The 6,344-nt window shown below is 74.2% G+C and carries 7 protein-coding genes; all 7 read left to right on the top strand.

Translation table 11 applies throughout. From position 1 onward, the window contains the following. A partial coding sequence (locus ADY01_RS39460) for a hypothetical protein (RefSeq protein ID WP_049580066.1) occupies positions 1-222 on the top strand: 222 nt, incomplete at its 5' end. Positions 223-282: 60 nt separating this feature from the next. Then, positions 283-705, top strand: a complete 423-nt coding sequence (locus ADY01_RS31130) for a phage tail protein (protein WP_049580067.1) — start codon at positions 283-285, stop codon at positions 703-705. Between the two features lie 59 nt (positions 706-764). Continuing rightward, complete coding sequence (locus ADY01_RS31135; protein WP_049580068.1) at positions 765-1,472, top strand: LysM peptidoglycan-binding domain-containing protein; 708 nt, start codon at positions 765-767, stop codon at positions 1,470-1,472. Continuing rightward, a complete protein-coding gene (locus ADY01_RS31140) occupies positions 1,469-3,256 on the top strand; it encodes a VgrG-related protein (protein WP_049580069.1) in 1,788 nt (595 codons plus the stop codon). Before ADY01_RS31135 ends, ADY01_RS31140 begins: the two co-directional genes overlap by 4 nt. Continuing rightward, entirely contained in the window at positions 3,256-3,696 is a 441-nt protein-coding gene (locus ADY01_RS31145) for a GPW/gp25 family protein (RefSeq protein WP_049580070.1), read from the top strand. The genes ADY01_RS31140 and ADY01_RS31145 overlap by 1 nt, the downstream gene beginning before the upstream one ends. Further along, entirely contained in the window at positions 3,696-5,645 is a 1,950-nt protein-coding gene (locus tag ADY01_RS31150; RefSeq protein ID WP_049580071.1) for a putative baseplate assembly protein, read from the top strand. The genes ADY01_RS31145 and ADY01_RS31150 overlap by 1 nt, the downstream gene beginning before the upstream one ends. Continuing rightward, positions 5,642-6,235 carry a phage tail protein gene (locus tag ADY01_RS31155; protein ID WP_049580072.1) on the top strand — a complete coding sequence of 198 codons (594 nt, stop codon included), beginning with the start codon at positions 5,642-5,644 and terminating at the stop codon, positions 6,233-6,235. Before ADY01_RS31150 ends, ADY01_RS31155 begins: the two co-directional genes overlap by 4 nt. The last annotated feature ends 109 nt before the right edge of the window (positions 6,236-6,344 follow it).

Consider the following 6,344-nt stretch of genomic DNA (forward strand, 5'->3'; position numbering starts at 1 on the left):
GTCCCCGCCACCGCCTCCTCCCCCACCACGGGCGGGACGCCGCGGCCGGAGGCCGAGGGCCCGGTGGTGGCCCTCGACGGCGACGAGATCCTCCGGGGCCTGGACCGCCGGCACCTCGACGCCCTGGCCCACCGGCTCGTCGGCCCGCTGGGCAGGCTGCTCCGGGCCGAGATGCGGCTCGGCCGGGAACGCGCCGGGCGACTCCTGGACGGTGGCCGATGATCCCCGCCCCCGCCTCGCCGACCACCACCACGCCCGCCGCCCCGAGGGAGAGACCGCGCCATGGCGACCACGGACCCGGGAACGAGCGTCCACTTCCGGCTCCAGATCGACGGCATCGACCTCGGCCCGTTCAACACCTGCACGGGGCTGAGTGTCCAGGTCGAGGTGGAGCAGCGCACGGAGGGCGGCAACAACGACTTCGTCTGGCAGTTGCCGTCGCGGATCACCTACCCGCGGGTGACCCTCAGCCGCCCGCTGACGCCGGACTCCACCAAGGTCATGCGCTTCCTCGCCTCCCTGCCCCAGAAGACCAACCGCGGCACGGCCCAGATCACGGCCCTGCGCCCGAATCTGGCCCAGACCATCGTCCAGTGGTCCCTGCGGGACGTCGTGGTCGTGAGCTGGACCGGGCCGACGTTCGACCCGTCCCGCTCCGAGGTGGCGACCGAGAGCATCGAGCTGGCCCATCACGGCTTTCTGTGAGCCCTTCCGGTCATGCCGTCCGCCCACCGACGATCAGCAGCGTCAGGAGAGACCGCACGATGGCCACTCGCGCACGCGCCAGGCTCACGGCGTACGAGCCCCCCAAGAAGCCCGGCAGGCCGCCCGGCGGGATGTTCGGCCCGCCGATCTCCTTCCAGTTCAATCCGGAGACGCTCACCCTGAGCAAGGGCGCGCAGTGGATCCGCCACCGGGCCAGAAGCGCGAGGCAGGTGGGCGTGCCGGAGTTCACCGGCTCGCTGCCACGCAGGCTGAGCGTCGAGTTGTTCCTCGACGCCACCGACACCCACGACACCAGCGTCCAGAAGGGCGTGGAGACGCTGCTGAGCTGGTGCGTTCCCACGGCGCGGAGCATCGCGGCCAAGGCGTCGTCCGCCCCCCGGGTCAAGTTCACCTGGGGCTCCTTCGACAGCGCGTCCTTCTTCGGCTACCTGGAGGAGGTCACCGCCACCTACTCGCTGTTCGACTCCGATGGCACGCCGCTGCGGGCGACCTGCGCCGTCCAGCTGACCGAGGCCGGCGATCCGACGCCCCGCCAGAACCCCACCTCCGGCTCGCCCGGCACCCGCCGCACCCACCGGCTGGTGGTGGGCGACTCGCTGGAGCTCCTTGCCTACCGGGAGTACGGCGACGCGACGGCCTGGCGCGTGATCGCGGAGGCCAACGGGATCGACGACCCGCTACGACTGCGGCCCGGCACCGAGGTCCTGGTGCCCTCGCCGGACGAACTGGAAGGAAGCGACGGATGACCACCGGCGAGAACACCAACACGTTCGTCATCCGGGTGCCCGGCCCCCTGCCGCCGCCCTGGGACACCATGCCGGTGCGCGTGGACATCGAGGAGAGCAACGCCCTGCCCGCCGTCGCCCAGCTCCGCTTCCTCGACCCCGAGCGGACGCTGCTGGCGGACACGCGCATCCGGATCGGGACGCGGACGGAGATCCTGGTCAAGCCCGGCGACGGCTCGGGGGAGCTGCCCCTGTTCCACGGCGAGGTCGTCTCGATGGAGGTCGAGTACGACGGCGGGGGCAGCTTCACCACCATCCGCGCGATGGACGCCTCCCACCGGCTGCAACGCGGCCGGAAGGTGGTGGGCTTCGTCGGCCGGAAGGCGTCCGAGATCGCCGCGACCGTGGCGAGGACGGCCGGGGTTCCCCTCGGCCGGATCGACCCCACGGCCACCACCTATCCGCTGCGGACCCAGGCGAACGTCACCGACTGGGAGTTCCTCACCGCGCTCGCCCGGGAGAACGACCGGGACATGGGGGTTCGCGACGGCAAGTTCTTCTTCCGGGCCCCCGTGCCGGCCGCCTCCGCGCCCGCCGGGGCCGGCGCGGTCGAGGAGAGCCCGGTCGGGATCAAGGTGGGCGAGAACGTGCACTTCGTCCGCTCGTCCGTCACCTCCGTGAACCAGACGGCCCGGGTCACGGTGCGCGGCTGGGACGTCAAGCGGAAGCGTGCTCTGCGCGCCGAGCGGCCCGTGCGGGCGGGTGACGGGCTGCGGATCGGGGTCGATCCGCCGCGCGCCATCGCCCCGTTCGAGCGCGGCCAGGGCTCCGAGACGCTGATGGCCGACCACCCGTACCAGACCGACGCCGAGGTCAAGGCCGTGGCGACCGCGCTCGCCGCCGACCTGGCCGACGCCGTGGCCGAGCTGGAGGTCGTGGTGCTCGGGAACCCGCGCCTGCGGGCCGGCACGCCGGTCGTGCTGGGCGGCGCCGGCCTTCCCTTCGACGGCAAGTACACGGTGACCGCCAGCAGGCACACCGACGAGCCCGGGACCGGCTACGAGACGTGGATCACCGTCAGCAGCCGCCAGGACCGCACCCCGTACGGCCTGGCCGCGGGCGCGTCCGCGCCCGCGGAGTCGGCCCGCGTCCCCGGCGTCGCCGTCGGCGTCGTCACGGACGTGAAGGCGCCGACGGCGCTCCAGGGGCAGGGCTGGGTGCGGCTCAAGCTGCCGTGGCTGTCGGACGACTCCGGCCGGGAGCGCGCCTACGTCACCGACTGGGCGCGCACCGTCCAGCTGGGCGGCGTGGGAGGCGGCGGCGTCTTCAGCCCCGAGGTGAACGACGAGGTGCTGGTGGCGTTCGAGCAGGGGATGCTGGACCGCCCCTACGTGGTCGGCGGGCTGTACAACGGGATCGACAAGCCCACGCCGGACCCGCTCCCGCTGGTGGACGGCAGGAGCGGGAAGGTCAACCGGCGCTCCTTCGTCTCCCGCGGCGGGCAGCGGATCGAGTTGCTCGACGCGGTGCCCGGCCCCTCGGGTGTGCGGCTGCGCACCGACCGGGACCGGCTGACGCTGCATCTGGACCAGCAGAACACCGTGATCACGGTCCACAGCGACGGCCGGGTGGCCATCTCCGCGCGCCAGGAGGTCACCGTCACGGGCACGGGCATCGTGCTCGACGCCGGGCGCGGCGACCTCAAGCTGACCGGCCGGTCGGTCTCGGTGGACGCGACGGCGGGGCTGGAGCTGAACGGCGGCACCCGCTGCGCCGTCAACGCGCGGATCGTGGAGATCAACTGATGTCCGAACAGTTCATCGGGGCGGGCTGGGCGTTCCCGCTGCGGACCAGCGCGACCGGCGGCATCGCCCTCGTCTCGCGCGACAGGGAGATCGCCGAGTCCATCCGGCTGATCCTGGCCACGGCGCCGGGCGAGCGCCCCATGCGGCCGGAGTTCGGCTGCGGCGTCCACGACCACGTCTTCGCCCCGGCCGACGAGAACACCGCGGGGGCGATCGCCTACGAGGTCCGCCGCGCCCTTGACCGCTGGGAGCCGCGGATCGAGGTCACCGAGGTCGACGTGGTGGTCGACACGCGGCAGAGCGGCACCCTCTACATCGACATCCGCTACGTCCATCGCGGCACCAACGACCCGCGCAACCTGGTGTTCCCCTTCTACGTGATCCCCTCCCACGGCGCGGAGGCGGAGGACGTTCCCCACGACCAGGACGGTGTGCGCTGATGGCCCTGCCCGCTCCCCACCTCGACGACCGCCGCTTCCAGCAACTCGTCGACGACGCCAAGCGGTTCGTGGCGCAGCGCTGCCCCGAGTGGACCGACCACAACGTCTCCGACCCGGGCGTCACCCTGATCGAGGCGTTCGCCCACATGACCGACCAGCTCCTGTACCGGGTGAACAGGGTGCCGGACAAGAGCTACGTGGCCTTTCTCGACCTCCTCGGCATCACCCTCTTCCCCCCGGCCGCGGCCGGCACCCGGGTCACGTTCTGGCTCTCGGCCCCGCAGCCCGCGCCGGTGGTGCTGCGCGAGGGGACCGAGGTCGCCACGGACCGCAGCGAGACGGAGGAGCCCCAGGTCTTCGCCACCACGGCCGACCTGACCCTGCACCCCTGCGAGCTGGTCCACCTCCTCACCCAGGAGGAGGGCGGGCGGCCGGTGGAGCGGACCGACCAGGTCTCCCAGGGGCAGGACGTGCCGTGCTTCGCGGCCACTCCCGTGCCCGGGGACAGCATGCTCCTCGGGCTGTCCGCGGCCGTGCCGAACTGCGCGGTCGTGCTGCGGATGGACAGCAGGGTCGAGGGCGTCGGCGTCGACCCGCGCCAGCCGCCGCTGCGCTGGGAGGCGTTCGACGGCTCGGAGTGGCGGCCCTGCGAGGTCGAGGAGGACGGCACCGGCGGGCTCAACCGGCCCGGCGACGTGGTGGTGCACGTGCCGGCCGGGCACGCACAGGCCGCGCTCGCGGGCCGCCGCGCCGGCTGGCTGCGGTGCCGGGTGGTGGCGGCCGAACCGGGCCAGCCGTTCTACTCGGCCTCGCCGACGGTCCGCGGGGCCGAGGCGTTCACCATCGGGGGCACCACGGAGGCGTTGCACGCGGAAACGGTCGAACGGGAGGTCCTGGGGCGGTCGGAGGGGACGCCCGGCCAGCGGTTCGCCGTCAGCCGCCCCCCGGTGCTCCTGGTCCGGGACCCGTTCGTGGTGGAGGTGTCGGACGGCGACGGCTGGCAGGAGTGGACCCCCGTCGAGTCCTTCGGCGGCTCGGGGGCCGACCACCGCCACATCCGCCTGGACGCGACCACCGGGGAGGTCGCCTTCGGCCCCGCCGTGCGGGAGCCGGACGGCTCGCTGCGTCACTACGGCGCCGTGCCCCCCAAGGGGGCGCACATCCGGGTCCGCCGCTACCGCACCGGCGGCGGGCGCCGCGGCAACGTCGCCCGCGGGGCCCTGACCGTGCTGCGCACCTCCATCCCCTACGTGTCCCGGGTGGAGAACCGGGAGGCGGCCTCGGGCGGCGTCGACGGCGAGACCATGGAGAGCGCCAGGCTGCGCGCGCCCCTGCACCTGCGCGCGCAGGACCGGGCCGTGACCGCCGCCGACTACGAGCTGATCGCCCGGCAGGCCGCGCCGTCCGCCGCCCGTATCCGCTGCGTCCCCGCGGGGGACGGTGAGGAGGCGGGCGGGGTACGGGTCCTGGTGGTGCCGGCGGTCGTCGCCGACGACGGCCACCGGCTGCGCTTCGAGCAGCTGGTCCCGCCGGACGAGATGCTCGCCGGCATCGCCGCACACCTGGACACGCGCCGCCCGGTCGGCGCCCGGCTGCTGGTCCAGCCGCCGTACTACCAGGGTGTCACCGTGGTCGCCCGCCTGACCGCCACGCCCGGGACGGCGGCCGGCCGGTTGCGGGAGCGGGCGCTCGACGCGCTCTACCGCTATGTGAACCCCGTCACCGGCGGCCCCCACGGCGACGGCTGGCCCTTCGGCCGCCCGGTGCAGACCGGCGAGGCGTACTCGGTGCTCCAGCGGGTCCCCGGGGTGGAACTCGTCGACGACGTCCGGATCTTCGCGGCGAACCCGCTCACGGGGGAGCGCGGCGACGTCGGCGACCGCATCGACCTGGAGCGCCACGCGCTGGTGTTCTCCTACGAGCACCAGGTCAGGGTGGAGGAGCGGTGACGGACGACGCCGCGGCGAGTGACCGGCCGCCCTCCCGGCGCCTCCACGCCGAGGGCCTGATCTCGCCGCACCCGTTCGGCGAGCGGCTGCCGGGCCCCTACGCCGAGGACGGCTTCGTGCAGCGCTTCGTCTCGGCCTTCGACGAGGTGCTCGCCCCCGTGCTGGCCGTGCTCGACTGCCTCGACGCCTACTGGGACCCTCGGCTGGCGCCCGAGGACTTCCTGGACTGGCTCGCGACCTGGGTCGCGGCCGAGGCGGACGGCGGACGGCCCCTCGCCGACCGCCGCCGCGCGGTGGCCCGGGCGACGGAGCTGCACCGGCTGCGCGGCACCGCGCGCGGGCTGGCGGAGCTGCTCCACGCGGCCTTCGGGGTCGAGGCGCGGGTCGTCGACAGCGGCGGCGCCGCGTGGTCGGCCACGCCGGGCGGCGCCCTGCCGGGATCGCCCGAGCCCTCGCTGGTGGTGCGCATCAGCGCCGACGCCGAGGCGCTGCCGCTGCCCAGGCTGGAGGCGCTCGTCGAGGCCAGCCGGCCGGCGCACGTGCCGTGCACGGTCCAGGTGGTCCCGGGTGGAGAGGCGGTCGGTCGGTGACCTGCGAGCAGTGCGACGCGCGTGTGAACGAGGGGGACTCCTTCTGCGGGGAGTGCGGGGCCTTCCTGGACTGGAGCTCCTCCCGGGCCCCTACGCCGAGGACGGCTTC

The organism is Streptomyces sp. SBT349 (genome assembly GCF_001083795.1).
GTDB lineage: Bacteria > Actinomycetota > Actinomycetes > Streptomycetales > Streptomycetaceae > Streptomyces.

Excerpts from the sequence above, each read along its gene's own strand:
- ADY01_RS31130 (WP_049580067.1), top strand. The coding sequence starts at position 283 with ATGGCGACCACGGACCCGGGAACGAGCGTCCACTTCCGGCTCCAGATC.
- ADY01_RS31150 (WP_049580071.1), top strand. The coding sequence starts at position 3,696 with ATGGCCCTGCCCGCTCCCCACCTCGACGACCGCCGCTTCCAGCAACTC.
- ADY01_RS31135 (WP_049580068.1), top strand. The coding sequence starts at position 765 with ATGGCCACTCGCGCACGCGCCAGGCTCACGGCGTACGAGCCCCCCAAG.
- ADY01_RS31145 (WP_049580070.1), top strand. The coding sequence starts at position 3,256 with ATGTCCGAACAGTTCATCGGGGCGGGCTGGGCGTTCCCGCTGCGGACC.
- ADY01_RS31140 (WP_049580069.1), top strand. The coding sequence starts at position 1,469 with ATGACCACCGGCGAGAACACCAACACGTTCGTCATCCGGGTGCCCGGC.